This is a genomic window from Gordonia polyisoprenivorans (assembly GCF_017654315.1).
GTDB lineage: Bacteria > Actinomycetota > Actinomycetes > Mycobacteriales > Mycobacteriaceae > Gordonia > Gordonia polyisoprenivorans_A.
Map to the genome: position 1 here is coordinate 4,559,596 of NZ_CP072203.1, position 25,009 is coordinate 4,584,604.

Annotated in this window: 24 protein-coding genes, 1 tRNA gene and 2 pseudogenes; 21 read left to right on the forward strand and 6 right to left on the reverse strand. The window is 63.6% G+C overall.

Going from position 1 to position 25,009, the window contains the following annotated elements; genetic code table 11:
* Positions 1-3: 3 nt before the first annotated feature.
* From J6U32_RS20650 to J6U32_RS20720, 15 genes and pseudogenes are all read left to right on the forward strand, one after another.
* The gene (locus J6U32_RS20650; RefSeq protein WP_244332221.1) at positions 4-762 is read left to right on the forward strand and encodes a hypothetical protein; all 759 of its coding nucleotides are present in this window, start codon (positions 4-6) and stop codon (positions 760-762) included.
* Between the two features lie 184 nt (positions 763-946).
* The gene (locus J6U32_RS20655) at positions 947-1,291 is read left to right on the forward strand and encodes a histone-like nucleoid-structuring protein Lsr2 (RefSeq protein ID WP_026919984.1); all 345 of its coding nucleotides are present in this window, start codon (positions 947-949) and stop codon (positions 1,289-1,291) included.
* A gap of 102 nt (positions 1,292-1,393) precedes the next feature.
* On the forward strand, positions 1,394-2,194 hold the full coding sequence (locus tag J6U32_RS20660) for a DsbA family protein (RefSeq protein WP_238534722.1): 801 nt from the start codon (positions 1,394-1,396) through the stop codon (positions 2,192-2,194).
* 106 nt (positions 2,195-2,300) lie between these two features.
* Positions 2,301-2,373 (forward strand) — tRNA-Ala (locus J6U32_RS20665).
* A 570-nt stretch (positions 2,374-2,943) separates the two neighbouring features.
* Complete coding sequence (locus tag J6U32_RS20670) at positions 2,944-3,591, forward strand: MspA family porin (protein WP_244332223.1); 648 nt, start codon at positions 2,944-2,946, stop codon at positions 3,589-3,591.
* A gap of 105 nt (positions 3,592-3,696) precedes the next feature.
* Positions 3,697-4,071: a hypothetical protein gene (locus J6U32_RS20675; RefSeq protein ID WP_244332225.1), complete on the forward strand. Its 375-nt coding sequence runs from the start codon at positions 3,697-3,699 to the stop codon at positions 4,069-4,071.
* A 545-nt stretch (positions 4,072-4,616) separates the two neighbouring features.
* The gene (locus J6U32_RS20680) at positions 4,617-7,019 is read left to right on the forward strand and encodes a hypothetical protein (RefSeq protein WP_208791942.1); all 2,403 of its coding nucleotides are present in this window, start codon (positions 4,617-4,619) and stop codon (positions 7,017-7,019) included.
* A 704-nt stretch (positions 7,020-7,723) separates the two neighbouring features.
* A pseudogene (locus J6U32_RS20685) lies at positions 7,724-8,172 on the forward strand (transposase); the annotation flags it as partial.
* A 194-nt stretch (positions 8,173-8,366) separates the two neighbouring features.
* A complete protein-coding gene (locus J6U32_RS20690) occupies positions 8,367-9,677 on the forward strand; it encodes an ISL3 family transposase (RefSeq protein ID WP_208791944.1) in 1,311 nt (436 codons plus the stop codon).
* A 422-nt stretch (positions 9,678-10,099) separates the two neighbouring features.
* Complete coding sequence (locus J6U32_RS20695) at positions 10,100-10,345, forward strand: hypothetical protein (protein WP_208791945.1); 246 nt, start codon at positions 10,100-10,102, stop codon at positions 10,343-10,345.
* Between the two features lie 122 nt (positions 10,346-10,467).
* Positions 10,468-11,778 (forward strand): ISL3 family transposase, encoded by a 1,311-nt coding sequence (locus J6U32_RS20700; protein ID WP_208791946.1) that lies wholly within the window; start codon positions 10,468-10,470, stop codon positions 11,776-11,778.
* 286 nt (positions 11,779-12,064) lie between these two features.
* Positions 12,065-12,226, forward strand: a complete 162-nt coding sequence (locus J6U32_RS20705; RefSeq protein WP_208791947.1) for a hypothetical protein — start codon at positions 12,065-12,067, stop codon at positions 12,224-12,226.
* A gap of 313 nt (positions 12,227-12,539) precedes the next feature.
* Entirely contained in the window at positions 12,540-12,893 is a 354-nt protein-coding gene (locus J6U32_RS27895) for an Imm8 family immunity protein (RefSeq protein ID WP_208791948.1), read from the forward strand.
* Between the two features lie 344 nt (positions 12,894-13,237).
* Positions 13,238-13,990, forward strand: a complete 753-nt coding sequence (locus J6U32_RS20715) for a hypothetical protein (RefSeq protein ID WP_208791949.1) — start codon at positions 13,238-13,240, stop codon at positions 13,988-13,990.
* Positions 13,941-14,558: a hypothetical protein gene (locus J6U32_RS20720; protein WP_208791950.1), complete on the forward strand. Its 618-nt coding sequence runs from the start codon at positions 13,941-13,943 to the stop codon at positions 14,556-14,558. The genes J6U32_RS20715 and J6U32_RS20720 overlap by 50 nt, the downstream gene beginning before the upstream one ends.
* A gap of 72 nt (positions 14,559-14,630) precedes the next feature.
* On the opposite strand, the gene J6U32_RS20725 is transcribed toward J6U32_RS20720, so the two are convergent.
* The 3 genes from J6U32_RS20725 to erm form a co-directional block, all read right to left on the reverse strand.
* Complete coding sequence (locus J6U32_RS20725; RefSeq protein WP_208791951.1) at positions 14,631-15,086, reverse strand: SRPBCC family protein; 456 nt, start codon at positions 15,084-15,086, stop codon at positions 14,631-14,633.
* A gap of 118 nt (positions 15,087-15,204) precedes the next feature.
* Positions 15,205-16,575 carry an LLM class flavin-dependent oxidoreductase gene (locus J6U32_RS20730; protein ID WP_006368460.1) on the reverse strand — a complete coding sequence of 457 codons (1,371 nt, stop codon included), beginning with the start codon at positions 16,573-16,575 and terminating at the stop codon, positions 15,205-15,207.
* A 216-nt stretch (positions 16,576-16,791) separates the two neighbouring features.
* Positions 16,792-17,547: a 23S ribosomal RNA methyltransferase Erm gene (gene erm, locus J6U32_RS20735; protein ID WP_208796249.1), complete on the reverse strand. Its 756-nt coding sequence runs from the start codon at positions 17,545-17,547 to the stop codon at positions 16,792-16,794.
* A gap of 318 nt (positions 17,548-17,865) precedes the next feature.
* Here erm and J6U32_RS20740 point away from each other — a divergent pair, with 318 nt between their 5' ends.
* Positions 17,866-18,450 carry a DUF1707 SHOCT-like domain-containing protein gene (locus J6U32_RS20740; RefSeq protein ID WP_208791952.1) on the forward strand — a complete coding sequence of 195 codons (585 nt, stop codon included), beginning with the start codon at positions 17,866-17,868 and terminating at the stop codon, positions 18,448-18,450.
* Between the two features lie 42 nt (positions 18,451-18,492).
* Here J6U32_RS20740 and J6U32_RS20745 read toward each other — a convergent pair whose 3' ends face one another.
* Positions 18,493-19,281, reverse strand: coding sequence for an alpha/beta fold hydrolase (locus J6U32_RS20745; RefSeq protein ID WP_208791953.1), 789 nt, complete (start codon positions 19,279-19,281; stop codon positions 18,493-18,495).
* Positions 19,282-19,464: 183 nt separating this feature from the next.
* On the opposite strand from J6U32_RS20745, the gene J6U32_RS20750 reads away from it, so the two are divergent.
* From J6U32_RS20750 to J6U32_RS20760, 3 genes and pseudogenes are all read left to right on the forward strand, one after another.
* On the forward strand, positions 19,465-20,571 hold the full coding sequence (locus tag J6U32_RS20750) for a helix-turn-helix transcriptional regulator (protein ID WP_208791954.1): 1,107 nt from the start codon (positions 19,465-19,467) through the stop codon (positions 20,569-20,571).
* A 205-nt stretch (positions 20,572-20,776) separates the two neighbouring features.
* Positions 20,777-20,929, forward strand: coding sequence for a hypothetical protein (locus J6U32_RS20755; protein WP_208791955.1), 153 nt, complete (start codon positions 20,777-20,779; stop codon positions 20,927-20,929).
* A 19-nt stretch (positions 20,930-20,948) separates the two neighbouring features.
* Positions 20,949-21,233 (forward strand): annotated as a pseudogene (locus J6U32_RS20760) (cytochrome P450); the annotation flags it as partial.
* Here the strand turns inward: J6U32_RS20760 and J6U32_RS20765 are convergent.
* Entirely contained in the window at positions 21,160-21,819 is a 660-nt protein-coding gene (locus J6U32_RS20765; RefSeq protein WP_208791956.1) for a hypothetical protein, read from the reverse strand. The pseudogene J6U32_RS20760 and the gene J6U32_RS20765 overlap by 74 nt on opposite strands.
* Entirely contained in the window at positions 21,816-22,580 is a 765-nt protein-coding gene (locus J6U32_RS20770; protein WP_208791957.1) for a MerR family transcriptional regulator, read from the reverse strand. Before J6U32_RS20770 ends, J6U32_RS20765 begins: the two co-directional genes overlap by 4 nt.
* 241 nt (positions 22,581-22,821) lie before the next feature.
* Between J6U32_RS20770 and J6U32_RS20775 the strand changes: the two genes are divergently transcribed.
* The gene (locus J6U32_RS20775) at positions 22,822-23,976 is read left to right on the forward strand and encodes a PLP-dependent aminotransferase family protein (protein WP_208791958.1); all 1,155 of its coding nucleotides are present in this window, start codon (positions 22,822-22,824) and stop codon (positions 23,974-23,976) included.
* Between the two features lie 67 nt (positions 23,977-24,043).
* Positions 24,044-24,988 (forward strand): hypothetical protein, encoded by a 945-nt coding sequence (locus J6U32_RS20780; RefSeq protein ID WP_208791959.1) that lies wholly within the window; start codon positions 24,044-24,046, stop codon positions 24,986-24,988.
* The last annotated feature ends 21 nt before the right edge of the window (positions 24,989-25,009 follow it).

Consider the following 25,009-nt stretch of genomic DNA (forward strand, 5'->3'; position numbering starts at 1 on the left):
CGCGTGTCGATATCACTGGCCGCGATCGGGATCGTCCTCCTCGGCGCCGGAGTGACAGCATGCTCGCTGTCGGGCGGCAACGGTCCGTCCCAGATCGTGCTGCCGCCGACCGATCAGCTGACCACCGAGTCCGATGTTCCGAGCACGTCGACGACGACCGCCTCGATCACCAACACCGCCACGGAATTACCGGATTGGAGTATCGGCCGAGTGGTCTCGCTCGCACCACGCGCCGATAATTCCAATTATCACGACGGCGCCACCGGCTCGACGGATCCGCTGCAAGAAACGTCGGGATTTCACTTCTCCACCCCCGACCGCAACCTCAGTTGTTCCACCGGCACCAATGGGCGGGCCACCTTGGCATGCCGCATCAACAACGCCACTGCGAACGGCACTCCCCCGGCATCGGAGCCATCGACCTGTCAATGGGCAGCAAACCTGATCACCCTGAGCGCCGACGGCCCCACTCACGGCGCCTGCTCCAACGAGTATCCGGTGCTCTATCGCAGTTCGATTGTCGACTTCGGGACGACGATCGCCGTCGGTCGATTCCAGTGTCTGGTCTCCCCGTCGGGTACGTATTGCCTCGAGTCGACCTCCGATACCGGATTCGCGGTCACCTCAACGGGTTATCGCAAGATCTACGCGAACGAGCGCGCACCGCAGTCGCTGCTCGGGCTTGACGACACTGACTCCACCGACGCCGGCGGCAGTCCGTCCGACACCGATGAACCGTCGAATCCCGCACCACCAAGCTGAGGATTCCTTCACGTTTTTCGCCGATTTTCGGCGTCTGTAGAGTGAGTGATTCTTTCAGGTTTCTCTTATTCGATTCCGGCTACCATACGGCTACGCCCCCCACATTCTGGGCAGTGCCGACATTTCGGTGACGCCCGGCAGCCGTCATTCAGGGCGGGCAGAAGTGAAGGCTCTGGAGGTCCACATGGCAAAGGTTCAATCGGTCGAGATCGTCGACGACATCGACGGCAAGATTCTCGACGAATACGAGACCGTTCGTTGGTCGATCGACGGCAAGGATTACGAGTTCGACACCTCGGCTCGCCACGCTCAGCAATTCCGCGACGCGGTAGCCCGATACATCGAGGTGTCGCGCACCGCTGGTTCGGCCCGCAATCCGGCCGCCAAGCGCGCCACGAGCGGCGCGGGCACCCGCAGCAAAGAGCAGACGCAGGCCATCCGCAAGTGGGCAACCAAGAACGGGTTCGAGGTCAGCGACCGGGGCCGTATTCCGGCCAACGTGCTCGAGGCCTTCGAAGCGGCTCACTGACCCAACCCTATACCGCCGTGCAGCGACGCCTGCCGACGCTCGACGCGGCCCTGTCCGAACGCTCGGCTCGCTCGTTGGTGACCACCCGTTACAGTCGAGTGCGTGACTGAGCGGCGCAAGACCTCGAACGCCTCGCGCGCGAAGCCCTCGGCCGCGTCGTCGCGGAAATCCGCCACGTCGACGCCATCCGGCCATCAGCCCCGGTCGACCTCCAGCAAGGCGACCTATGTACTTGTCGGCGTCGCTGTGGTGGCAGTGGCGGCGCTGGTCATCCTCGGCTTCGTCTGGAACGCGAACAAGAAGGACCTGGGGCCGGTCAGCGACACCGTGCTCAACGAGAACGCCGCGCTGATCGTGGGTGAACCCGCCGCGCCGACCACCATCGATGTTTTCGAGGACTTCCTCTGCCCGGTGTGCCAGCAGTTCGAGAAGCAGTCCGGCCAGCCGATCATCGATGCCGTCAATTCCGGCAAACTCCGGGTGCGCTATCACATGCTGACGTTCCTCAACTCGAGGTCGGCGTCGGGTGACTACTCCGAACGCGCCGCGGGAGCCCTGCAATGTGTCGGTGACGCCAAGGACCCGGCGCTGTTCTTCCGATTCCACACCGCGCTGTTCGTCGATCAGCCCAAGGAGAACGGCGACTCCGACCACTCCAACGCCCAGCTGGCGCAAATCGCCGCCGCGCAGGGAGCCGCTCCCCCGACGCAGCAGTGCATCGCCACCGGCGCCAAGCTCGCCGAGGCAAAGCAGGCTGCGGCACAGTCGCGCACTCAACTCGAGAAGGCCATGGAAACCACGGCAGTGGGCACCCCGACGGTGTTGCTGAACGGAGAGCCGGTCAACGGGATCACCGACGGACCAGGGTGGCTGACGGCCATTCTCACCAAGGAGACCGAGTGAACCACTGCCCTCCGAGACCGCGACGCTGACAAGGCGATTTGTTTACCGTTCACGCGATGGTGTAACTTCGCCAGTGCCCATTTCGAGGGGCGAGAGAACAGAATACGGGGCTATGGCGCAGCTGGTAGCGCACCACACTGGCAGTGTGGGGGTCAGGGGTTCGAGTCCCCTTAGCTCCACTCGAGAGGAACCTCTCCGACTTCGGTCGGAGAGGTTTCTTCGTTGCAGGGGTGAGCTTGGGCGCGATCAAATGTGACCCCCGTAGGTTCGCCTGAAGAGGGTTGCGCCCTTCTCGATGACGTCGGGGTTCGAGCGGGCTTCGGTGGGTGATTCTGCGGCTTGTATCTGGGCCGACTGGCGGGATCGACCTCGTCGATGTCGAGCGGAGTGCCGTTGAGGTCGCCGGCGAGGATGCTGGGTCGACGTGTTCCGCGATGCGGGCTGTCTACTCCGCACGGCTCGTGGCGGGCCGATCGTAGGCGGGCTCCCAGGTGATCGGCGGCCAGCGGGCTGTCCGTGGCTCCTGCCACCCTTGCCTGACCGATTCCGGTGTCCCCATTCTTGGGGATTGTTTCCGGTCCGGAACTCTCGCGTGTCGCTGCGACCAGCACACTTGCAGGATCAAAGAAGTCGATGGCGATCTTTAGATTGCCGAATTCTGTGAGTCGTGTTTGGGTATTCGAGAACAGTTCATAATCTGGCATCGCAGTTTTGTTGTGATGCACTAGTGTGGTGGGGGTGGTGTCACGGTGAGCGATGAAGTGCGGAGACGATCAGGGCTGACAGGCGTGTGTGCGGCGCTGGCGGTGGCTGCGTCGGTGATCGGGGCGGGTACCTCTGGTGCTGCACCGAGTTCGTTTGCTGATCAGCAGACGACCAAACGCACGGATGACGGGTGGGTCGTCTCGGCGATCAAGTCGCACGAGCAGGTGCGGTCGGTACCGCCCCTAAACCAATCACCGTGGACGAGAGAGGGTTTCCTGAGTCTCAAAGGTGAGGGTGTCATCGCCGGGTCGGGTTCGGTGCCGATGCAGGCGGGCACTGTCGCAGCCGGATTCCAGATCGGCTGCAACACTGATGTGACGTCGGGTGCCACGGTGGGGATCTCGGGTGGTCCGTCGGCGCAGATGAACATTTCCTATCCGCCGGCGGTGGTGATCGGTGCGACGGTCACCCCGAACATCTCCACGACGTTGCGGCCGGGCACGATCGCCGATATCCCGTTCGGGTCGAAGAAGATGCAGACCGGGAAAGCCGGCATCACCGTCGACGGCGTGCATGTGAAGGTCGACGGCTGTCTTGGGCCGGTCGCCCTGCGCGCGTACGTGACCGTGAGCGTGTCAACAGCGTTGAACGACAACACGATCAACGTGTACGGCAAACCCCACTACCTGTGACCCGACGGCACTGACCTCCGCCCCGGTATGCGGTGCGTGAGGCACGACGTTCTCTCACTCTCTCCTTGTACTTTGAATCTTTTCACTGAAGGGCTGTGATCCCGTATGACTGCTCCTACCTTTTCGTCGTCGGTGTCGGGTGGCACACATCGCATCGATGCCGACGCCGTAACCACCGAACTCCCCGCGGCATCCGATGATGCGGGGCGCTCGTCCGCTGGAATCGACGCCGAAAGCGAACCTGATAACGCGGCTGGTGGCGGCGGTGTGCCGGTGCTCAAGGTGGTGTTGTTCCTCGCCGGCTGCGTGCTCTTGGTGTTGGCTGCGGCGAACCTGTCGAATCTTGGTGAATGGTCGGACCGGTGGGGTGTGATCCCGGTGTTCCTGGTGTTCTTTCTCGTGATGTCGATTGCCGGACGCTGGTTCTGGGCCGGTGCGGACGCGATCCTCGGAGCCCTGATGTGGGGCAACAAGAAATGACTCCCAGTAGCCAGCAACACGCAGATCACCCACAACGGCCGGTGACGGTGAAGCCTCGTCGGGGGTGTCACCGACTCCCGCGCCGCCGTCTCGGCGCCGGCCTGCTGGCCGCGGCTGTCCTCGCGATCGGTGGCGGGGTCACGGTCGCTGCGCTCGGCAGTGAACCAGCTCCGGCACACGCGGACGCATTGTGTGATCAGATGCGCGCCCAGTACGGCTCGAACTGGCCGTGTATCTCGGTGCCCACCAACACCTTCCAACCGACCACGAACACCCCGGCACCCACGACCGGGGGCGATGGTGCGGGATCGGGTGGCCCGCAGGTCGGTTCCAACATCGGGCCCGGACCGGGCGAAGGCAACGGCACACCCATCGTCACCGTCCCCGGACAAGCTGCCCCGCAACCACCTGCACGCGCGGGAAACGGCGGCTCCGGGCCGACCAACCCGAACACTGGCGGCGTCCGACCCACAGCACCGCAACCGGTACCACCAGGCGACAGCACCGGGCAGATACCGGTGGTGCCCTCGACCGCTGCTCCTGCGGTGACGACGGTACCGGGCGCGGTCACTGCGAACCCTGAACCAGATACCCCGCCCCATGCTCTGGATTCCGGCTCGAAGCAGCCCGACATCCCGCTCGCGGCGTGGGTCGTGGCGGGTGCAGCGGCATTCGCCGCGGCGAATCCGCGGGTGCGGCGCGCGGCGTTGGGTGGTCGATCCACGGGGCCGCGGAGTTGGTCGTTGCTGGAGCGGGGTGGGTCGACGCGTGGGCAGGTCGGGTCGTCGCGGCTGGTGTTGATTCATGATCAGACGAGTCCGCGGACATATCACTTCCGGATGAATGTGCCGCCGGGTGGGCATACCGAGATCAATCCGGACGGGTCGGCCACGGTGTATGACGCTGCGGGGAATCCGGTGTCGTACGTGAAGAAGCCGTGGGCGTACGACAGTCTCGGCCGGCCACAGAAGACGTGGTACACCGTCGACGAGAACGGTGACCTGGTCCAGCACGTTGAACCAGCACCGAACGCGTTGTATCCGATTCTGGCTGATCCGGACGAGAGCGATCCTGGGTCGATCGGTTTGGCTGATGCCCAGGGTCGTCCGGAGGGGTCGACGTGGCAGACCCCGATCATCGATCCCACAACCGGGCAGCAGACGGGCACGATCACCAACACCATTCCGCAAGGTAATGGCGATCAGAGCGTTCAGCAGACCTTTACCGATACCCAGGGGAACGTCACCTCGAATCAGTTAGTCGTGTCGAACGGTCAGGGCGGCTACCAGCGGTGGGCAAACAACTCCGACGGCAGTTCGGCCTACCGGGCGCAGGACGCGCCAGGCCAGAATCCGTACGGTGCGTCGTGGGATGCCGGCGCGAACCCGGGTACTGATACGCCGCGCTCCACCTACGGCCAGACTGCCGATATGACCCAGTCGTCGACCACCGTGAACAACGACGACGGATCGCAAACCCAGGTCAACAGTGTCGAGCAATCCAACGGAACCTGGCAGCACACCACCACCTCCGGGGACGGATCGACCACGTTGACCCAGTCTGGGCCAGGCGGGCAAAACACCACGGTGACCGGACAACTCGACCACAACGGTGATGGCTGGTTCACCAACTCCCAGGGCCAGAAAGTCGAGACATTCACCGACGGCAACGGCAACCGCGCCTCGATCACCACTGACCCGACAACCGGGCAGAAGACGTATGTGTTCACCGAACCGGATTATGGTGGCACCTACGCCAACGTCTACGACGCCGACGGCAAACAGATCGGTCGTATCCAGATCGACCGTGACACCGGGAAACCGATCAGTGGATGGCTCAACGACGGCACCACCTCGACACGCTGGAACAGTGACGGTACCAAAACAGTCACCAACCTCGATAACAACGGTGACTGGGCCACACAACTGATCAACGATGACGGCTCAGGTACGATCTTCTACACCAACGGCAGCTACGCCACCTTTGACCCGCAGGGCCATCAAACCTCGTTCGAGGAAGCACCCGATACCCGCAACTGGGCGCAAAAGTTTGTTGGTGGTGCCAGCAATATGGCCAAGGGCACCTGGGACGGGGCGACGTCGTTGGTCGGGCTCGGACCGTACGGTACTGCCGACGCGTGGAAAGGGTTGGGTGGCAGCGCGAAAACGGTGATCATGTACCTGCCCAACAAGATGGGTGACGCCATGGCGGGGGCGGCAACAATGGGCACCAACAGCTACAGTCCGCCCGACCGTGAGGGCCCGCTGCTGCAAGCGATCACCGGAGTCGACTTCCACAAGTTCAGCACCGATCCCTGGGAAGCGGCCGGCGAACTCGGCATGGCCGGCCTACTCGCGGTCGCGCCTGCCAAAGGTCTCGGCGCAGTAGGTAAAGGCTTCGCTCGAGTGGCACCCGCAGTGCCGGACGCGGTCGCTCCGCTCGCTGAGGGCGCCGCCAACGCTGGTCGCAGATTCGGTGGAGTCTCACCCGACGATCTACCAAGTTCGGGACCGCGGGGCGTGATGCCGGACATCCCCGACAATGCACCGCAGGTCGTGCGCGACAACGCTGTCCGCACCACCTTCACCACAGCCGACATCGACGCCGTCGCGCAGCACCTGTCGCGACCCGAGCTTGGCATGGGCCCGTCAATGGGAGGCAAAGTTGCAGGTGAAATGTACCCGACTGCCCCCTACAACCCGGCGACAGTAGAATCCATCCGCAACACCCTCAACAATGGGGGAACGCTCTCGGAGGGCCAGCAGAATTTCCTTCGCCATGAACTCACCGAGAAAGAACTAATGGACGGCGGGATGTCTTACGACGATGCTCACGAACTTGCGAACATGACACACCCCCCGTACATGAATTATCCAAGAGAAGTGTTGGAACAATTCTCGAACTATTTCAGAAAGCACTGGCTAGACGCATGGGAGAATCACGGATGATTATCACCAGAGGCGGGATGAAGGTAGAGGCTCGCTGGGAGGGCAAAGGGGATAGTCCAACCTTGCCGGGAAAGCTAGTACGTGAACATCGCAACATTTCCTCCAGATTCCACTCGAAGAGTTTCCTTCCGTTTGACGCGCGCTCCGTTCGTGTGGAGACATACGTACCACTCGGCGGGATTCTGGAACGCGCGATGATCGGAATCGAGCTGGTAAACGACCAATCAGCACTGACAGAGTTCCGAGTCGTACCAGAAGACTCTCGTGATGGCGAGGAGATATCGAGCCCTTTCAGCAAGAATCCGCTACATCTGGGGCTGCCAGCGAGAAGTGAAGATTGTCTGCGTGACCTCTTTGCGGAGCAGCAAGACATGGTCGGTTCAGCACGTATCACCGTCTGGGGGGCTGCGTACACTGACGAGACATCTCCAATGGCGTTCAAGCACGCAGGATGGTTTGCTCTATGCGCTCTCGCAGTCGATCCATCGTCACCAGAGGATGAGAAGCGCAGAATGATCCAGAAGCTGTGGGGTTAGCCTCGGGCTTTCATGCTGATTTCGTGTCATAAAAGGAGAATGGTGCCCTGACCTGGGATGATTGAACTTGCGATGGTATCAATCGGACCAGGTCGAGGAGCACCATTCAGGTGAGTATGAACATCCCCGGGTTTGGTGCGCACCTCTTTGTGAGGGAAGGTTGGCATCATGCCGAAGAAGTACGACGAGGCGACGCGGGCCAAGGCTGTGCGGTTGGTCGTTGAGCATCGCGGGGAGTATCCGAGTGAGTGGGCGGCGATCACCGCGACCGCGAAGCGGTTGCAGATCACCTCGGAGACGTTGCGGAAGTGGGTCCGTCAACACGAGATCGATTCCGGGGACAAGCCGGGGGTGACTCGGGAAGAGGCTGCGGAGGTGCGGGCGCTCAAACGCAAGGTGTCCGAGCTGGAGGAGACAGTCGAAATCCTCAAAGCGGCAACGTCTTTCTTCGCGCGGGAGAGCGACCCGCGACATCGGTAGTGTGCGCGTTCATCGCCGAGCATTGTGCTCGGTTCGGGGTCGCTCAGATCTGTCGTGTGCTCACCGAGCACGGTGCACCGATCTCCCCGAGAACCTACTATGCGTGGCGCTCACGGCCGCTGTCGAAGCGGGCGTTATCCCGGCATCCGAGTGATGAATCGGCTACCGTTGCTACGAGGATATGAGGCTCTTCCTGATTGAGAGTGCCCGAATGGGTGTGCGAGTCCACTAGGTGTAGGTCCGATTCGGTGGTGAGCCGCTGCGCTCGTGGCGGGTCCTGTGGTGTGAAGATGAAAGCTCTCACACACCCATCCGAACACCAACAGGACCCATGACGCAGCGTAGCGCTATTGCCGACACGATTTGCCGCACGATCGAACTCGGCGTCACCATCACCGACGCCGCCATCGACGGCGAAGACCGCACCCACCTGTTTTGCCAGCTCCTGGACCCGAAGGACCGCTGCCCGGCGTGTGAGCGGCCGGGCCGGTTGCGTGATCATGTCGATCTGGAGCTGGCCGATCTGCCGATCGTGGGTCACCCCACGCGGCTGCATGTGCAGGTTCCGCGCCACACATGTGTGAACGCAGCCTGCGCGACATCGGTGTTCCGGGCTGATCTCACGTCGATCGCCGCGCCACGAGCGCAGGTCACCCGCCGCACCACCACCTGGATCATGCGAGCGATGATCAGCGGCAAGATGAGTGTGAAGGCCGTCGCAGCTGCGGTCGGGTTGAGCTGGAACACCGTCAACACCCTCGCCCTGGCCGCGGTCAAGAGGCTGGCTGCTGCACCGGCCCGGTTGGCCGGTGTGCGGGTCCTCGGGGTCGATGAGCACAAGTGGAAACACGTTCGCGGCAAGGGGGATTCGAGTTTCGTGACCGTCCTGGTCGATCTCACCCCGATCGTGGATGGAACCGGCCCGGCCCGGTTGCTGGATATGGTCGCCGGTCGCTCCAAAGCCGCGCTCAAAGACTGGCTCGGCGCGCGGGATCAGGGGTTCCGCGACCGGATTCGGGTGGTCACGATGGACGGGTTCACCGGGTATCGCACCGCCACTGCCGAAGCCCTCGACAAGGCGCGTGCGGTGATGGACCCCTTCCACGTCGTGCATCTGGCAGCGGAGAAATTGACCTTGTGTCGTCAACGCGTGCAACAAGATACGTGTGGGCATCGCGGTCGATCTGGGGATCCGCTCTACGGCATCCGTCGCACCTTGTTGACCCGGATCGGGTTGCTCACCGACAAGCAGAAGACCCGGCTGCGCGGTGGCCTCGATGCCCGCGAGGAACACGTGGCCGTTGCGGTAACCTACGCGATCTACCAGGAGCTGATCGATGCCTACGACCAACCCACCAAGCGGGACAGCAAGATCGCAATGTACAAGCTGCTCAAGAAGATCAAGACCGGCGTGCCCGCCGGACTATCAGAGCTGGCCCAACTCGGGCGTTCGTTGTGGTCACGACGGGCCGAGATCTTGGCCTACTTCGACACCGGCGCCTCCAACGGCCCAGTCGAAGCCATCAACGGGCGCCTCGAACACCTTCGCGGCATCGCCCTCGGATTCCGCAACCTCACCCACTACATCTTGCGGTCACTCATCCACTCCGGCCAACTGGCAGAACAACTGGACGCACTCTGAATTCGGAAGAGCCGGATATGACACCGCCCTGCCCTTTGAGGATGTGGCTGCGTACCAGAAGCGCCGGGTAAAGGATCGTTTCACTGAGGAAATGCTCGTGGATTATGCTGCGAGGCTCGGACTATATCCCATGGACGAACAGTTCTACAGCCAACAGGGCGTATTGTATTGTTAAGAACCCGATTAGAAGCGAAAGCCAGTGCATACTCCATGACTTTGGCGGAAGTCCGCGCCCATTTCGACCTGGAATAGAACTTGGTTAGGAATACTCGAATTTTGCGTTTGCAGAATCATCTACTCCGCGAACTCATGGCGGACGATGTGATACCCCGATATATCAGATAAATCCAACTGCACAATTACAATAGGTGAAACGAACTGCCGGTCGCCGTCGACAGTCAACGGAAGCGATGGGACACTCCATGACAGTGCGCTACCCAGAAATGCGGGGCCGCGTGCGAGATGCGGTGGAGATGATTGCGCACGCCTGCGATACTGACTACTGGCTCCACGAGAAGCACTACACGTCGTATCCTCCTTCGTTGTGTATTGAAATACTCTACGATGTAGACGTAGTATTTCCAGACCCGGAATACTTGGTTGGCGCTGCCATTTACGGCGACGAAGTGACAGCCTTTAAACGGCTCTTCAGGATTGACGGTGCGTGAAACAGGTTCTATCGACCACAAGATGTAGGTCGGATTTGCGGGTGTGAGCCGCGTGATGTGGGCGGGTCCTGTGGTGTGAAGATGAAAGCTCCTACACACTCATCCGAACACTCACAGGACCCATGACGCAGCGTAGCGCTATTGCCGACACGATTTGCCGCACCATCGAGTTGGGGGTGACGATCACCGATGCCGCCGTCGACGGCCAGGACCGTACCCACCTGTTCTGCCAGCTCCTGGACCCGAAGAACATGTGCCCGTCCTGCGGGCAGGCCGGGCAGTTGCGTGATCATGTCGACCGTGAGGTCGCCGATCTGCCGATCGTCGGGCATCCGACCCGGCTGCACCTGACGGTGCCCCGCTACACGTGCGGCAACGACGCCTGCGCGACGTCGGTGTTCCGGGCCGACGTGGGCGCGATCGTGGCCCCGCGTGCGCAGGTCACCCGCCGTACCACCACCTGGATCATGCGGTCGATGATCTGCGACAAGATGTCGGTCACCGCGGCGGCGGCCGCGGTGGGGTTGAGCTGGAACACCGTCAACACCCTGGCGTGTGAGGCGGCGAAGACGCTGGCCGCCGCACCCGCACGCCTGGCCGGCGTCCGCGTATTAGGCGTGGATGAACACAAGTGGAAACATGTTCGCGGCCAGGGTGATCCGAGTTTCGTGACGGTACTGGTCGACCTGACCCCAATCGTGGACGGTACCGGTCCGGCCCGGTTGTTGGATATGGTCGCCGGGTGCTCCAAAGCCGCGTTGAAGGACTGGCTCGACGCGCGTGATCCGGCGTTCCGCGACCGTATCCGGGTGGTCACGATGGACGGGTTCACCGGCTACCGCACCGCCACCGCCGAATCCCTCGACAAGGCACGGGCAGTGATGGACCCCTTCCACGTCGTACACCTCGCCGCAGAGAAACTCACCCTGTGTCGTCAACGCGTGCAACAGGATACGTGCGGACATCGAGGCCGCAGCGGGGATCCGCTCTACGGCATCCGCCGCACCCTGCTGACCCGGATCGGGCTGCTCACCGATAACCAGAAAACCCGCCTACGCACGGGCCTGGACGCCCGGGAGGAGCACGTGGCGGTGGCCATCACCTACGCGATCTATCAGGATCTGATCGACGCTTACGACCAGTCCAACAAGCGGGACGGGAAGATCGCGATGTACAAGCTGCTCAAACGTATCCATACCGGCCTACCCGCCGGCCTCGCCGAGGTAGCGCAACTCGGACGGTCGTTGTGGGCCCGACGTGCCGAGATCCTCGCCTACTTCGACACCGGCGCCTCCAACGGCCCCGTCGAAGCCATCAACGGGCGCCTCGAGCACCTCCGGGGTATCGCACTCGGGTTCCGCAACCTCAAGCACTACATCTTGCGGTCACTCATCCACTCCGGCCAACTCGCAGAAAGCCTGAATGCACTCTGAATTAGGAAGAGCCCTTTAAACGTCTACTCGTAGAATACGATCCGGTGGTGGAGGCCTACGATGCAAACGACGGCGCTGGACACGTTCGCGACCCGCGGTGGCCGGCAGTCGAGGTAGCGGCCCGGGACGTACTTCGACAAATGTCAATGAACGACAGAAAGCGAACGCCATGAATACAATTCTCGACAGGGACAAGGCACGATCACAACACCACCGTCCGGTCGACAATTCCTCGCTCTACCGAGCCGGCAACTGGTAATCAAGCAAACTGATCAGGAGCTCCTCGATGACGGACAATCCCGACCACGCCGAGCAGCTAGACTTTATTGAACAAATGGCTCGCCGGTTCAGACCGATTCATGACGCATTTCTCAATCGAAAGGAAGAGTTCGAAGAAGATGGTCTCGACGTACCGGTTTACATGATCCTTGCAGACACTGCATCCTGATCGATAGGAACGTGGAGACTGATCCGGCAGGTGTATCCGAAGTGCTCTCTGCTTTCGACTCCGCGTACTCAGAAAACAACCTCACGATCCGCGCTCTGATCGGCATGGGTTTAGTTGAGAGCCTTCCGAGAGCATCAAACGAACGAGGCCGGAAAGTACGGGAACTCGCCGGATGCAACATCAGGAGACTCATGGACGTGTGTTCCAGGAGCGGAGCTGTATTCGAGAAGGACTTGCACTAGTCGATGAATTATCCAGATGATCTAGAAGTTCCGGAGAAACAGTTCGCCTCAGTATCAACGGAGGATGACGGTTGAAGGCAGAAATAAAGAGTTGGTATAGCACGAATGTCGACGTCACTACTTATCAGTCGCAAGACCCCGATAGTGATGCCGTTTGGGTGCGGATTCTGTGCGGCCCTCCTGGGGAGCCCGGCGAGGAGTCTTTCGACATCCTCGTGTGCACACCCGACTCACTGAAGCCGGAGCTTGAGACCGGCGGCCCACTGATTGGCCGACATATCCTGCTGCAGAGTCGGCTCGACCTCGCTGCCGCGTACAAGTTCGTCGATGAGTACGTTTGTGGCGTCGAGGGGGAAGACTGGACTGAAGTGGCCGAGAAGATTGCCCGCGTAGGCAAGTGGGAGTTCGAAGACTACCGCACATAGGCAATCCGGGAGCTTCAGCAGGCAGCCGGCTATCTGGCGCTCGTCGTTGATCACCTCAGTCCATATGCTCAATCACTCCGTGTGGCACGAACCGCCGACAGACAAGTACCGCGAATCCGGGGACGCGGTTGTTGACAAGTTTCAATCGCTAGACGAAGCACTGGTCTTTCCGCCAGGTCAAGCGGAGTTGTATCGAGTCCGTACGATCCCCGATGTTGCTGGCCGCATCTGGGAGAAGATCCGTCAGAGTTGTTAGAGGCGTACCGTCATTCACTTGGTCAGTAGAACGGCTGGGAGCGTCAATTCCGAAGGGAATGAACGAAAATGAATATCAAGGATGACTTATGCCGGGTATAGGAGCAAGAGGCTGGCGCGAACTCGCCGTCGGCGCTGCTGAGATTCTGGGTGAGGAGTGGGTGCTCGCGGGCAAAGGCGCCTCGACGCGGTTGGTTCGGGCGCCCGTCGGTTGGTGGCTGCAGTTTGTCGGCTACGAAGACACCCGCCTGGGCAGGCTCATCGCTTACAACACGTTCCTGGGCCGGCCACCTCACGCTTCGCAATCGGGTGACGGGCCGCCAACGATTAGCGATCATTTCATCATGCCGAACGACAGTTACCCGCGACCGTTTGAAGAGATGCAGACTCCTCAGATGGTTGCCGAATGGATCACGGCTGTGACGCATGAGTGTTTCTCGCGGCGCACTAGTGACCTGCCGGTGCAAATGAACGAGCTGGAGGATGTCCGAGTCTCTTGGGAATCTTCCGACATCGACCCATTTGAAGGTGCGGCACTGCAATGGTTGGTGTCGATGCGAGTGGTGTGCGGGTCGCGTTCGCGTGACGAATTGCTCGACGATATCGATGCGGTATTAGCTGATCGTTTCCTCGAGGCGAATATGCCGTATGCGTCGACGCGGAAGAATCCGCGTACCTATCAGGAGTACTTCACCGCGTTGCGGGCTGCGGTGGCCAGTGGTGATCGAGGTGCGGTCGAGACAGTGATCCGGGAGGCCCGCACCGATAGCTTGCGGTTGCTGGGAGTTCCGGATGAAGCGATCGGTGATGTGGTGTTCCCGGAACCGCAGGTGTCGCTATGAGTCCTACGGCACCGTCGTCATCGCCGATGTCCCGGATGAGGATGCGGCGCAGCGGTTATCCGATCAGTTCCGCGAGGTGTTGGGCCGTACGTTCACTCGGCGTACTCATCTGCCGTTCCCGATGCGAAACCCGCTCGATGACACCGAAATCGAGATCGATGCCGGCGACTCGTCGGTTCGGGTGACGCTGCTGGTCAACGGGGCGGTCGCGGCAGGCACTGCCGCGGAGGTGTTCACGGGTATGGGCGCTGGACGAGCGGTGATGTGCGAAGACGGCGACGAATGGGGGGTGACGGTATCGGGCTCGCGACTGACCGACGGCGATGCCGAGTGCGTCTACCGCGCCTACCTGCCGGCCGACGACGGTGCCATCGACGACCAGGCGGCCGGCCGCGTCGTAACGGGCCCAACGGCCGCTACCAAACTGGCTGAGCTGTTCGGCACGGACCCCGACCCGGTCCGAGCACTCGATGCCGACCCCACTCCGATCACAGACGGCATCGGCTACATCGCCGACCCGTTCCTGCCGTGGCTACACAACCTCGATCTCGACTGGCCGGAATTCTGACCCTCATCACGATATTTCAGCTTCTTCGTATTCAGGCAAGCTCGGGTGCGATCGGACCAATCGGCCCCTGCGTCAACGTTGCGCATTCACGATCTCGGCGAACTTGGGCAGCAGCGTCCGGTTCCAAGACCGTTCGATTCCGTTGCGCGCAAACCTCTGATAGCGGTCCTCGGTATCGAAACCGCTCATCTGCCAGAACAATCGAGCGCCGCGGCCATGGGGCATCAGTCGGTAATCCATCATCCATCGCAGCGGCGGCTTTCCTCGGAGGTCGGTCCAGCTGTACGCAAGGTGGTGGGGTTCGTCAGCCACGACGACCTGGCAAGCCATCTCGGCATCCGGTTTGTCCGGAACCGCCACTTGAACAATGAAGGTCGTCCCCACCACAGGCTCAAAGCCGGTTGTGGGCGCCAGCCACTCGGCGATGAGATCCGGCCGTGTCAGGACGCGCCAGGCAACCTCGGGAGAACGCTCGACGAACACGGCGAGGTCGATCATCGATGGGTCCGGCTCCGAAACATCGAACACGACACAACCGTAGGTGCCTCGGCCCGGTCGGCGCCAGGTCCCCGAATCAGCGAGTAATGCGCGCCTGGTTCAGTGGTGCATCGGGTTGCGGACCCGAACCAGCCGGCGCTCGTAGCCGTCAGCCGACCAACACTCTCTCCTCCCCCCGGATGTCGGCCGGGAGATCCTCGTGGGCGTCGCCGAGCCCGAGATGCTCACGCAGGGTCGCTCCCTCGTATTCGCGTCGGAACAGTCCGCGGCGCTGCAATTCGGGCACCACGTAGTCGACGAAGTCGTTGAACGTTCCCGGTGTCTGAGCACTGGACACGATGAACCCGTCGGCCTCTCCCCCGGTGAAGGACGCCTCGATCTGGTCGGCCACGTCGGTGGCGGTACCCACGAACTGCGGCAGCAGCACGCCCTGGGCGTAGAGCTTGCCGATGTCGCGCAGCGTCAGGCTGTCGCGGTGGCTGAGCCTGCGTGCAACCTCGAACAGTCCCTGCGTACCGCTCACCCTCACGTCCTCGACGGGTGCGTCGAGGTCGTACTGCGAGAAGTCGTGGTCGGTGTGCACCGACAGCGTGATCAGACCGGAGATCGGGTCGGCGAGCTCATTGTGGAATGCCTGCTTCTCGCGGGCGATCGACTCGGTCTCGCCGATGAACGGAATGAACGACGGGAACACCTTCACATGGTCGGGATTGCGACCAAAGTTCACGACGCGCGATTTCACGTCGTCGTAGTAGGCGCGCCGGCCCTCCGGGGTCGGATCGATCTCGAAGATCGCCTCGGCCCACCGGGCAGCGAAGTTCTTACCCGTCTCCGACGATCCCGCCTGGATCAAGACCGGTCGATGTTGCGGCGAGCGCGGCTGATTGAGCGGCCCGCGGGTGCGGTAATGCTCGCCGATGTGGTCGACGGGATGGATCTTGGTCGGGTCCGCCCACACGCCGGTCACCTTGTCGGCGGTCACCGCGTCGGCGTCCCAGCTCGACCACAGTTTGATGGCCGTCGAGACGAATTCCTCGGCTCGTGCGTAGCGCTCCTCATGGTCGACGTGCGCGTCATGACCGAAGTTGCGGGCCTCTGCCTGCGTCAACGATGTGACGATGTTCCACGCGATCCGGCCCCGCGTCAGATGATCGAGCGAGCCGAAGACGCGTGCCAGCTCATACGGGTGAAAGTACGTGGCGGACTTGGTAACCGCGATGCCGAGTCGGCTGGTGACCGCGGCCAGCGACGCAGCGACAAGACTGGGGTCGATCGTCGCAGCAGCCTGCGTACCGCGACGGAACGGTTCGGACTGATCACCGCCGAAGCGATCCGGCGCGGCCAGGAGATCGGCGAAAAACGCGAAATCGAACTTGCCGCGCTCCAGGATGCGCCCCACCCGATGGTAGTGCTCAGGTCCGAAATAGTCGGTCTCCGAACCGGGATGACGCCACGCCGCATGCGAATGGGTGACGGGTGAGGCGATCAGGAAGCCGCCGAGATGCAGCTGTCGGGTCATGGGGAGTCCTTGTGCGTCGAAAGCGATTACGCGCCCCAGTCAATCGATCAGCCCCGCCTGCGCCCAGGTTTGTGATCTAAGTGATCGCATCGACCAACCTGGCTGCACCTGTGGGTCGTACCTGCGAGACGACAAGATGGAAGCTCGCCGCCGAGGAGTCATCGACGGCGGCGGCGCCTGTCCAACGCCGCAACGCGCATACCAACGAAGCCCGGGTCAACGCCTGCCGACCGAGTCCCATAGCGAAACCCACTGCGCGACATCGAGGTCCCGCGGCAAAGCGTTCGGGGGGATCAACGCTGCGCGCAGCTCGCCGGCAACCTCACGACCACCGCCGCGGCGGCGCAGAATGGCCGCAAGGCCACGACCCCGGCCGGTGAAGACGTCACCAACGAACCGTTCGTAACGACGTCGGTCGTGGGGATCGATCAGCGGCCGACGGCGGCGTGTGATGGTGAGGATTCCGCCGTCGACGGTGGGTGCCGGACGAAAAGCGCGGGCCGGAACACGGCCTTGCAGCGCGAAGTCGAACCACGGCGCCGCTTGCGCCGTCATCATGGTGGCACCCCCGATGCCCGCGCGGCGTCGTGCCACCTCCCACTGCACCAACAGAACGGCGTCCGTCCAGGTGTTGTTGCCGAGAAGTCTGCGCAGGATGGCGGTGGTCAGATGGAACGGAATGTTGCCCACGACCACCGGCACGTCGATGACGTGGCTGAGCACATCGGCATGCTGCGCGCGGATGTGCGGAAACCGTTGCTGCAGAGACTGTATGAGGTGGGCGTCGATGTCGATGGCAGTCAGCGGCCGGTCGAGGGCGGCCAGATGAGCGGTGAGCGCGCCACCGCCTGAGCCGATTTCGAGGATGGGCCCGTGGGTGATGTCGACGAGACCGACGATGCGTTGGATGGTTGGCTGGTGGACGAGGAAGTTCTGTCCGAGCTCATGGCGTCCGCCATGAGATGAGGAGATGGGCACGGTGCGCTCCAGCGTGGATCGTGACGTGAAGCACCCCGGCAGCGGCGGATGAACCGCACACGGCGATGATCTCGCGGCCGAGGTGGATGGACATCTCGGTCGACGGCGCGAGAAAAAGATGATGAGTCGTCGCGCCGTCAGGCGAGACGCAGCCGACCCATGTTCGTGTTGAGCGCCGACGACGGCGCGCTGTTCAGCGTTCCCATGGCGGCGACTGTAGTCGCCCACGGGCACCACCCGCGACAGCTTTTCCGCCGCGGCATGGGCCGGATGTACCGGCAGGCCAGTGCCCGCCACCCCTACCATGTGACCATGGGCGAAACCGATAAAGACGACATCTTGGTGGGCCATCCCGAGCGAGAGCGGGCGATCGGCCTCCTCAACGACGCCTTCTCGTCGGGGTATCTCGACGTCGCAGCATTCGAGGAACGCTCGGGCGCGGTGTATTCGGCACGCAACCGCGGCGAGCTCCGTGCGACCGTCGACGGGCTGCCCACTGCGGCGGTGCTGTTCCCCGACGAGCAGACGACCGCCTCGGAGTCATTCGCGATGACTGCTCCGATGCAGCTCGACGCGAACTGGGAGACCGTGCGCCGCAAGGGCGTGTGGGAGGTACCGCCACGCATCCTCGTCACCGGGTCGATGGGTACGGCCGATCTCGATTTCACCAGCGCCGTCTTCCTTGGGCCGGCCCTCGACCTGGAGGTGCAGGTGTCGGCCACGAGCGTGAAGCTCAAGCTGGGGCGCAATCAAGAGATCCGCTATCCGGACCTATCGAGGTCAGGATGGTCGTCGATCAAGGACAAGGCCGGATCACCGTCGCAGCTTGGCGGACCGATCATCACCGTGTCCGGATCGATCTCGGGGATGTCCGGCCTCTACGTCAAGCGTTCGTGAATTCGCGCGGCCGGGCTGCGAAAAGAGGCGTCGGAGTCCCACTCAGGCGCCGAGAAACCCGGCGACGGCCATCCGCGCGCGTGGCGAACTCATCACGGTGACGTGGCCGCGGCGCGGGACCATCAGCAACGTGCTGTGCGGAATGAGTCGCTCTGTCTCGGAGAACAATTCGGCGTCGTAGAAGCGGTCTCGACGGCCGCCAACGATGAGAGTGCGGGCCTTGATCGTCGGCGCCTTCGCGAGGTCGAAGCCGTCCTCGGCGCGAATCGTGGTCACGAGATCCGCAGCCGCCGCGTCGTCCATCATGCGGTGCGCCCCCAGCCATCCCGCGCCATAGGCCAGCGTCCGCGTGCCTCGCGGCACCAGATCGGCGACCGTCATCGCCATGGCCCGCCGATTCTCGCCACGTTCGACGAGGTCGCCGACAGCTGCCTGGAACTCTCGCGTCGATGCGCTGAGCCGGCAGCCGGTGCTGACGAGGATCAGCCGGTCAACGAGATCGGGGTGGTCGGCGGCGAGTTGCTGCGCGATGCTGCCGCCGGTCGACTCCCCCAGGACCTCCGCCGGCCCATCGAGGTGATCGCGTAGCGACTCGGCGAGGTCGTCGGCCATCTCACTCATCGTCATTGGCGACCGGAGGCCGGGACGACGGTTGATGACGATCAACTGTCGACCGGTGACCTCGCGTAGCGGCGCACACGAGCCCCGGACAAAGCCATCGCCGGTGATCCCCGTGGACGGGGTCAGTCCGGTGAGTACCACCAGCGGTGGGCCCGAGCCGATGACGGCGGCGGGATACCGGCCGATGAGTTCTCTGGTGAAGGAGGCCATGACAATTGACGATAGGCTTCGAAGTTTCGCATCTGCTGTGAGTTTGCTCCGAGCCCGGGCCGCAGTGCTCGCCCGCGGTCATGTGCCACTGGTGTGTCTGCCACACAGACGACATGTGGTCCGGAATGTGGGATCATTGTCGGCAACTCCGCAGCTCAACGCCCTAAAGCATCTGGAGTGCCCATGGATGCCGGCCACTTGTCCGCCACGATAGAACGGATCTATGCCGCCGGCACGGCCGCCGAGAGTTGGCACGATGCGCTCTCGGCCGTCTACGCCCTCGTCGGAGCGACCGGCGGCGGGATCATCCGTACGGATGCGGCCGGTTCTCGCGCGATCATGGCGTCGATGCTCGAACCCGGCGCGGTGACGGAGTACATGGACCATTACGCACCGCTCGACCATGTCGTCGCCGAGGTCGAGGCCGGCCCCATCGGGGTTCCCCTCTCGGGTGCCGACCTCATCTGGCCGCACACCGATACCGAGTTCTACGCCGATTGGGTGCGACGCAACGGCATGGGCGACGGGATAATCGTCCGCGTCGACCGATCCACCACATTCGTATGCGCCCACGAACGTCGGGACGATCCCTTCGCCACCCGCGAGCGGATCGCCGCAGTGGCGCTCCTCTCCCCTCACCTGCGACGGGCCATTGCGATCGGGGCACGAACCGTCGGACTGGGCGAGCTCGACCCGAGCCTGCCGTCGGCCCTCGACGCCGTCGACCGAGCGGTGCTGGTGCTGCGCGCCGACGCCGAGGTCGAGTTCGCGAACCCGGCCGCACACACGCTCGTCGGCAAGGCCGACGGGTTGCGCGTCGATCCGTCAGGCCGACTCGTCGCCGCCCCGCGCGCCTACGGCGAGTTCCGCACCGCCCTCGACCAGGCCACCACCACGCACGGCATCCGACGCGGCTCGGGTGTGGTGATCCCGAGGCCGTCCGGTCGCCGACCGCTCGTGGCCGCCGTTTCACCGCTGGCCGGACAGGGCTCGGTGCTCCGAGCGCTCGTCGTCGTGATCGACGCCGAGCTCGACAACACGTCGTATGCACCCGAGCCGCTGCGACAGTGCTTCGGTCTCACCGACACCGAGGCTCGGGTGGCGGCGCTGCTTGCCGCCGGCCTCGACCTCACCGAGATCGCCGACCGCTTGCACGTGGCCCGCTCCACGATCCGAACCCACCTGCAGCATGTGTTCGACAAGACCAACACCTCGCGGCAGGCCGAACTCGCGGTGCTCGCCGCCCGCCTTGCGTACACGCCATCAGGAGCGAACACCTCATCTAAATGACGGAGGCGCCGGACATCGGACCAATGGTGCGATTGTCCGACAACCCTTGCTGCTCACCGTCACCCCCGGAGGCACCATCATGGCCCAACCTTCTTCGGCCCCAACACAATCGACAGGCGCGTCTCGTGAACACCCGCATGTCCGGCGCCGCCACGACACCGATCCGAGCGGGTTACCACCACCGCCGCGCTGTCGACTCTCGGGAATGCGACGTATCAAGGAATTGCGCGCTCTGCACAACGGCCAGGAGGTCTTGCGTGACGCCGGCGGCGACGTGACGAACGTCGGCGTCGGCCCGGCCTGGCTGGCCGCGCCGATGGTCTTGGTGACCTCGCCGGCGAGAACCTCTTCGACATGACGCAGGACCGCTGGCTGCCTGGGAGAACCCGCTGACCTTCGATCCGGACCGGTTCGTCTCCGCGCGCGCCAAACAGCTCGACCGCTGGCAGTATCTGCCGTTCGGTGCGGGTCCGCGCTCGTGCATCGGCGATCATTTCGCCATGCTCGAGGCGACGTTGGCACTCGCCACCATCATCGGACAGGTGGAGATCGTGTCCACCCGAGAGGACTTCCCCCTCACCGTCCCATTCACGATGGTGGCCGCCGAGCCGGTACCGGCCCGCATCGTCCGACGTCGGGCTGCCGCGACAATGCTGTGGTGAGACGCGCGGCGAACTCCCGCGGGGCATCGGCACTGACATGAATATGCTTCGGGGCCAGCGGCATCGGGCTGCCGTCGAGGATGACGCCGGCATTCTCGACGAGGTCGACGCGAAGTACTGCCGGCCCGGAAGCGATCGTGGCCGTTCGGCCGTCATCGCTTGTCCGCCAGCGAGAATGGCCGAACTCCGAGCGCTCGCCGAGTACGACCGAGTCGACATCGGCGACTGGGAAGGACACGTGTGTCCCGGACGCGTTGCGCAGATGCACGATCGGGCCGTCGACCGTGTGCGGGCGGGTCATCATCCCGGCCAGCAGTCCGAACAACCAGTACACGCCATAGATGTGCAGCCCCAACACGATCCACACCCATGGCGGATGTCCGAAGATCAGCACCAGGATCAGATGGGTGAGAGCGCCTTCCACCACGGTCAGTATCCCGGCGGTCCACAGGATGAGGTGAAGGTCGCGGTGGTAGCCGAAGGCGTCACCCGTTGGTCTCGCACGCCGGACCCATGCGGTCAGGGCCGCGACTCGACGCGTTTCCGCGCGTATCGGCCGCACGATCAGCTTTTTCGCGGCCGTCATGACCACGCCTGCCGGCCCAATGCCACCATTCGCTGCACGCATCGGCGTTGCGCGTCCGACAGTTCGTCTGCGCCGGTGAGTGCGTCGAGCAGATCGTCGGTTCCGAACCGGCCCCCGAAGTCGATTCTCTCGAGTTCGCCACGCGCCACCTCGCCGAGTTCCCTGCTGCAGGCGACGATGTCGCGGGCCAGGCATTCCACTTCGTCGTCTCCCGGGTCGGCCGTCGCCAGAGCCTCGAAGCACGTTGCGAGCTCGGCACCACGCGCTGCCATGTTCTCGTCGGCGAGGGCGGAACGATACAGCGAGGTGACCTGCGGATCGAGCTCGGTGAAGACCTCCAACAGCGAATGCTCGATTTCCACTGTTGTCTCCGCGCCGGAGTAGATCTCGGCCAGTCGGTCCGCGATGTCGGCGACCTCATCCCGTGGCACGCCGGCCGACAACGTGCCGCGTAGATCGGCGATCCGCTGCCGCTGCCGTTGGATCGCCTCGGCTCGACGGGCGAGGTCCGCGTCGAGCTCGGTCAAAACGTCGTCGAGGTCGGCCGCCCCGTCCTCGGCAAGGACGTCCCGGACCTCATCGAGCGCCAATCCCAGTGCGGTGAGCCGACGAATCCTCAGGAGAGCCACCACGTCGTCGAGTGCGTAGCTTCGGTATCCGTTGGAATCCCGTGCCGGCTCGGGAAGCAACCCGAGCCGGTGGTAGTACCTGATGGTGCGCGTGCTGACGCCCGCCAGCCGTGCCACCTGCCCGATCCGCATCGGCACCCCTTTCTCGCCTGTGGTGATCGCAGTACACACGTTGACGCCGCGTCAAGGTCAAGCCGCGTGTCGCCCGATGCGCAGCGACGCACACCACCAGTCGGTCATCCCAACAAATGGGAAAGTGGTTTCATCATTTGGATACCGCGCGCTACCGTCTGGTCAGGCATCGAACCCCGGATGCCGATCCGGTGACCACCCGCATCACTTTCCCCACCAGCCCCTTCGGAAGTGATGCCCCATGTCTGCCTTGTCCATTCCCCCATCGCGCGCCCTCGAGTCGATCCGCGGGTCGGCCATCCGAGATCTCCTCGCGGTCACCGAACGGCCCGGTGTGCTCAGCCTCGCGGGCGGTTTGCCTGCCACCGACCTCATCCCCACCGCACGGATCGCGGTTGCGGCGCAGCGCGCGATCGCCGACGCTTCGGCGCTCCAATACACGGCGAGCACCGGCGTTACGCGGTGCCGCGAGGCCATCGCCCACCTGCAGGGCGCCGCTCCCGAGCAGATCCTCATCACCCATGGTTCACAGCAGGCACTCTCGCTGCTGGCACAGGCGCTCGTCGATCCCGGATCGACGGTCGTCGTCGACGACCCGGTGTATGTGGGTGCGCTGCAAAGCTTTCAAGCCGTGTGCGCTCGAATTGTCGCCCTACCCATCACCGGCGCCGGCACCGACGTCGCCGAGCTCGAGACACGGCTTCGGTCCGGGCTACGGCCCCGGATCGTGCACACGGTCAGCAACTTTCACAATCCGTCAGGCGTCACCGCGAGCGCGCATACCCGCATACGACTCGCTGAACTCGCCGATCAGTACGGTTTTCTCGTGATCGAGGACGACCCCTATGGTGCGTTGCGATTCACCGGCGACCCGATCGCCCCGATCCCCGGCGATCGGGTCATCCGACTCGGCAGCGCGTCGAAGATCCTCGCACCGGCGTTGCGGGTGGGCTGGATGCAGGCACCGCCGTCGATCGTCGGCATGGTCGAGCGCCTGCGTCAGAGTGCCGACCTCTGCGGCTCGGCGTTCAGTCAACTGATGACCGCCGACCTGCTCAGCGACACCGGGTGGCTCGCCGACCACGTGGATCGCCTGTGCGCGCAGTACCGGGTTCGGGCAACCGCGCTGACCGATGCACTCGACCGCCATCTCGGGAGCCGGATCGACTGGCGCCCACCGGAGGGCGGGATGTTCTGCTGGGCGCGCCTGCACGCCGTCGATACCTCCAACCTCCTGCCTGCCGCCGTCGACCAGGGTGTCGCCTTCGTGCCGGGACGTGCGTTCGCCGTCTCCGACGATCTCGGCGAGTACCTGCGACTGAGTTTCGCGACGCTGCCACCGGCGGAACTCGACGAGGGCGTCCGACGACTCGCGGCGGCGCTGGACCACCTCTGACCGTCTGCGGTCAGCTGTTCGACCGACACCGTTGCGTCCTGGCTATTACTCGTTTAGAGTAAAAGGCATGAACGAGTACGACCCCTTCGAGATCGTCCGGCTAATCGAGAACGCCCGCCGACCCGGCGACGTGTTCGCGGGAACACCGACCGATCCGTCCGCCCAGCGCGCGGCACGCCGCCGTCACCGCGCCCTACTCGCCGCGGTACACCCCGACCGCGCGACGATCCTCGGACTGTCGCCGGAGGTTGCCCGCGACGCCGCACTGACCCTCAACGCGCTGTATTGCGCCTGGTGCGAGACGGTGACGGCTGCGTCGGGCACCGGTGACACCACGGCATTCGTGACCGGGGCGACCACCCACGTTCTGCGCGAACGCCTCTGGGTCACCGACCAGATGAGCGCGTATCGCACCGACGACCCCGATATTCGTGTCGAGATCGGGCGCATCGCCGGCGTCGAGGGTGTGATTGCGCTGCCGACGGTCGCCGCCCATCTGGCCGGCCACGGTATGCGGGCTTTCGCGCCGAGCGTCATCGACACCGCCGTCACCGACGGCCATCCCTGGGTCGCCTACCGGGTACCCGCCGGAATGGTCTGCCTGGACGAGGTGCACGCGTCGTATCCCGCCGGACTCGACGGCCGCGACTGGGCGTGGATGGTGCGCCGCATCGTCATGACCCTCGCCGCTGCCGATCGGCCGCACGGCAACCTCGGCGTCCACTCCGTTCTGATCCATCCCGACGAACACGGTGTCGTGTTGACAGGGTGGACCGGCCCCGACACCACCGGGGACCGCAGCCCGCCGGCACGCGACGGGAACGCCGTGGCACGGTTGTTCGGCGTCATGCTGGGCGACCGCTGTCCTCGACAACGAGCATTCGCCTGTGCTGCCGAGACTCTCGACCCGGAAACCTGGCTACACGAATACGACCTGTTGTTGTCGGCGCTCTACGGTCCGCGCCGATTCCGGCCGTTCACGCTGCCGAGACCACAGCCGATGACGGCGTGACAGCCACCTCCACATCTTCAC

Bases quoted from the DNA above. Each gene is read 5' to 3' on its own strand.
- J6U32_RS20740 (WP_208791952.1), top strand. From the start codon at position 17,866: ATGGGCGAAACCGATAAAGACGACATCTTGGTGGGCCATCCCGAGCGA.
- J6U32_RS20655 (WP_026919984.1), top strand. From the start codon at position 947: ATGGCAAAGGTTCAATCGGTCGAGATCGTCGACGACATCGACGGCAAG.
- J6U32_RS20730 (WP_006368460.1), bottom strand. From the start codon at position 16,575: ATGACCCGACAGCTGCATCTCGGCGGCTTCCTGATCGCCTCACCCGTC.
- J6U32_RS20780 (WP_208791959.1), top strand. From the start codon at position 24,044: ATGAACGAGTACGACCCCTTCGAGATCGTCCGGCTAATCGAGAACGCC.
- J6U32_RS20750 (WP_208791954.1), top strand. From the start codon at position 19,465: ATGGATGCCGGCCACTTGTCCGCCACGATAGAACGGATCTATGCCGCC.
- J6U32_RS20700 (WP_208791946.1), top strand. From the start codon at position 10,468: ATGACGCAGCGTAGCGCTATTGCCGACACGATTTGCCGCACCATCGAG.
- J6U32_RS20720 (WP_208791950.1), top strand. From the start codon at position 13,941: ATGAAGCGATCGGTGATGTGGTGTTCCCGGAACCGCAGGTGTCGCTAT.
- J6U32_RS20690 (WP_208791944.1), top strand. From the start codon at position 8,367: ATGACGCAGCGTAGCGCTATTGCCGACACGATTTGCCGCACGATCGAA.
- J6U32_RS20755 (WP_208791955.1), top strand. From the start codon at position 20,777: ATGCGACGTATCAAGGAATTGCGCGCTCTGCACAACGGCCAGGAGGTC.
- J6U32_RS20705 (WP_208791947.1), top strand. From the start codon at position 12,065: ATGACGGACAATCCCGACCACGCCGAGCAGCTAGACTTTATTGAACAA.
- J6U32_RS20715 (WP_208791949.1), top strand. From the start codon at position 13,238: ATGCCGGGTATAGGAGCAAGAGGCTGGCGCGAACTCGCCGTCGGCGCT.
- J6U32_RS20695 (WP_208791945.1), top strand. From the start codon at position 10,100: ATGACAGTGCGCTACCCAGAAATGCGGGGCCGCGTGCGAGATGCGGTG.
- J6U32_RS20765 (WP_208791956.1), bottom strand. From the start codon at position 21,819: ATGACGGCCGCGAAAAAGCTGATCGTGCGGCCGATACGCGCGGAAACG.
- J6U32_RS20770 (WP_208791957.1), bottom strand. From the start codon at position 22,580: ATGCGGATCGGGCAGGTGGCACGGCTGGCGGGCGTCAGCACGCGCACC.
- J6U32_RS20675 (WP_244332225.1), top strand. From the start codon at position 3,697: ATGACTGCTCCTACCTTTTCGTCGTCGGTGTCGGGTGGCACACATCGC.
- J6U32_RS20775 (WP_208791958.1), top strand. From the start codon at position 22,822: ATGTCTGCCTTGTCCATTCCCCCATCGCGCGCCCTCGAGTCGATCCGC.
- J6U32_RS20745 (WP_208791953.1), bottom strand. From the start codon at position 19,281: ATGGCCTCCTTCACCAGAGAACTCATCGGCCGGTATCCCGCCGCCGTC.